Raw genomic sequence first — 2,568 nt, 5'->3', positions numbered from 1 at the left:
TATCTGGTGGGGTTACTCGATCCTCAGCGGCCGCGAGACTATCTCTCCGATCGAGTCGGCATACCGCCTCGGTCGCGCGGTCGTCATCTATCTGCTGCTGAATGGATGGGGCACATTCTCCGAGACGATCTACAAACTGGTGCAGGCGGTGCCGAGCGGAATCGGCAAGATCATCGTCGGGGCCGTCTCGCGCGCCACCGGCAACCAGCTCTCGGATCAAGATGCGATCCCAGCCCTGATCGACAACCTGTACCGCGGTGCCCAGGATGTTGCCAATCAGGTCTACAGCGGCACCTTTTACGACATATTCGGCGCGCTGCTTTCCACGATTGTGCTTTTGGCCGCCATCATCTTTTCGGCGCTTGCGATCGCGGCGATCATCGCGGCCAAGATCATGCTGTTCATCACTTTGGCGCTGGCGCCGGTCTGGATTGTCCTTTGGCTTTACCGGTGGTCAACGCGGATGAGCGAGGGATTCATTTCGCTGACCACCTATCTGATTATCCAGCAAATCCTCATCTACGGCTTCCTGGGCTTTTATTTTTCGCTGGTCAACCTGGCCTTGAATACTGCCACCTCGGGAGGCGCAAGCGTCGACAACAAGATGTCGATGGTCCTGCCGCTCGTCCTGGTCACGATCATCGGCATCTATGTGCTGATGCAAATCCCGGCGATCGCGTCGATCCTGAACGGCGGCGGGTATCTGAGCACAGTCGGCGCATACCGCTCCTATGGCAATGTGCCCGGCAATGTTGCCCGCTATTCCGGCGCGCGGTTCGTTGCAAACCGGTGGCAGCGGCTGAGATCATCCCGCAGCAGCGAGGCGGCTCGATCATCCATTCAGCAAGCGGCGCGCGATAACGCGAGGCCACTGGCATAGAAGCGCAGGCATCCGCCTAAGAGGTGCTGCTTGAGGCCGCAGTGGGAGTTTTGGCAATGAGGCTAAAGTAAAGTGACAGAAATACAGGCAAGCATCCCCGCCGAGACCAGCAAACTCGTTGACCAGCGCTACTATCAGGCCGGCGCGACATGGGAGAACGACACGCATCGGTCTCTGAGACGTTCGCGCACGCTGGCGTGGCTTGTCAGCGGCGTCGCAGGCGTGATTGCAGGCCTGTCATTACTGACGCTCGTGCTCATCCTGCCGCTCAAGCAATTCGAGCCCTATGTGATCGAAGTCGATAAGACGACCGGATATCTCGAAATCGCGCGCGCCCTCAAACCGGGGGATCTGTCGCAGAATGAGGCGGTCACGGCCGCCAATCTCGTTCGCTATATCCGCGCCCGCGAAACCTATGACGCGCGCGAGATCAAGCAGAACTACGATCTGGCGCAGCTTTATTCGACGGGAACGGCGTCCAGGGATTTGACTTGGGCTTACACGCCCTCCAACGCGCAGTCGCTCGACAAGGTCTACGGGCGCAACGTCACCATTTCCGTCGACGTCAAGTCGGTTTCCCTGCTCAACAACACGACCGCGTCGGTGCGGTTTTCGACCACGACGCGTCGCGAGAATTCCTCCACGACCGACAATTGGGTGGCCGTGGTGAAATTCCGTTACACGACGACGCCGATCAAGAACGAATGGCGTTTCGACAATCCGCTTGGCTTCCAGGTGATCGAATACCGTCGCGATCAGGAGTCCGCGCCGACGGCAGGGAACGCGCAATGAAGACCCACATTGGCGCCGCCCTGTCGCTGCTGATTTTGCTTGGCTCGGCCAGCTCAGCTGCCACTCGCGACTATCGTATCCGCTACGTGCCCTTCGACAACGACAATGTGACGACGGTCAACGCCGCGCTCGGCGTCTCCACGATGATTGAGCTCAGCCCGTCCGAGGTGATCGAGACCGTTTCGGCCGGCGACACGAAAGGCTGGTCGATCGTGCCCAAACCCGGCTCGCGGTTTCTCTTCATCAAGCCGCTCGAACGCGACGCCTGGACGAACGTCAACGTCATCACCGACCGGCGCGTCTATTCGTTGCTGCTCAAAGCCACCGACAGCGACCGCGACCGTGCATCGTTCCAGATCCGGTTCAGATATGCGGACGAGGATCAAAACGCGCGCCTGCTTTCAGAGGCCCAGCAAAGTGCTGCCGATCCTGACCTCAAGAACCTCAACTATGCCGATCTCAACTACGATTACGTCTATGTCGGGGATGACAGCCTAAAGCCGCGCCTTGCTTTCGACGACGGCACCAAGATGTTCCTGGAGTTCCCCGGCGACATCCCGGCCATCTTCGTCGTTGATGAAAGTGGCCATGAATCGCTGGTCAATCAGCGGACCCAGGGAAAATACACGATCGTCGACAAGACCGGCCGGCAATTCACGCTGAGGGCCGACGGGAAAACGCTCTGCCTCTACAATCGAGCGCGACCGTCGAAGGCTGATCCTGTCTCCGCCGTCTACGGACCGAGGAAGCTAGTGCGCGGGCCCGGCCCCTTCTCTTCCCCGCCGCCAGGGGACGATTGATGAGCAACATCGACTATAACGAGCTCGATGGCGGTCCGACCGTCGCCAGGCGTTATGCCGGCGTGGGTACAAAAGTCGCCATCGTCGCCGCGGGGC

The 2,568-nt window shown here is 59.7% G+C and carries 3 protein-coding genes; all 3 read left to right on the top strand.

The features are described 5' to 3' along the window. Positions 1 to 880 (top strand): type IV secretion system protein (locus EOA24_RS34005; protein WP_133374757.1); only part of this gene is annotated, 880 nt, incomplete at its 5' end. Between the two features lie 72 nt (positions 881 to 952). Next, positions 953 to 1,672 (top strand): type IV secretion system protein, encoded by a 720-nt coding sequence (locus EOA24_RS34000; RefSeq protein WP_127410591.1) that lies wholly within the window; start codon positions 953 to 955, stop codon positions 1,670 to 1,672. After that, positions 1,669 to 2,472, top strand: coding sequence for a TrbG/VirB9 family P-type conjugative transfer protein (locus EOA24_RS33995; RefSeq protein ID WP_189354462.1), 804 nt, complete (start codon positions 1,669 to 1,671; stop codon positions 2,470 to 2,472). The genes EOA24_RS34000 and EOA24_RS33995 overlap by 4 nt, the downstream gene beginning before the upstream one ends. The last annotated feature ends 96 nt before the right edge of the window (positions 2,473 to 2,568 follow it).

The organism is Mesorhizobium sp. M2A.F.Ca.ET.039.01.1.1 (assembly GCF_003998035.1).
Classification (GTDB): domain Bacteria; phylum Pseudomonadota; class Alphaproteobacteria; order Rhizobiales; family Rhizobiaceae; genus Mesorhizobium.
Note: the sequence above shows the minus strand (reverse complement) of the source record. Positions and strands in the feature narration are given on the sequence as shown.

Excerpts from the sequence above, each read along its gene's own strand:
- EOA24_RS33995 (WP_189354462.1), top strand. The coding sequence starts at position 1,669 with ATGAAGACCCACATTGGCGCCGCCCTGTCGCTGCTGATTTTGCTTGGC.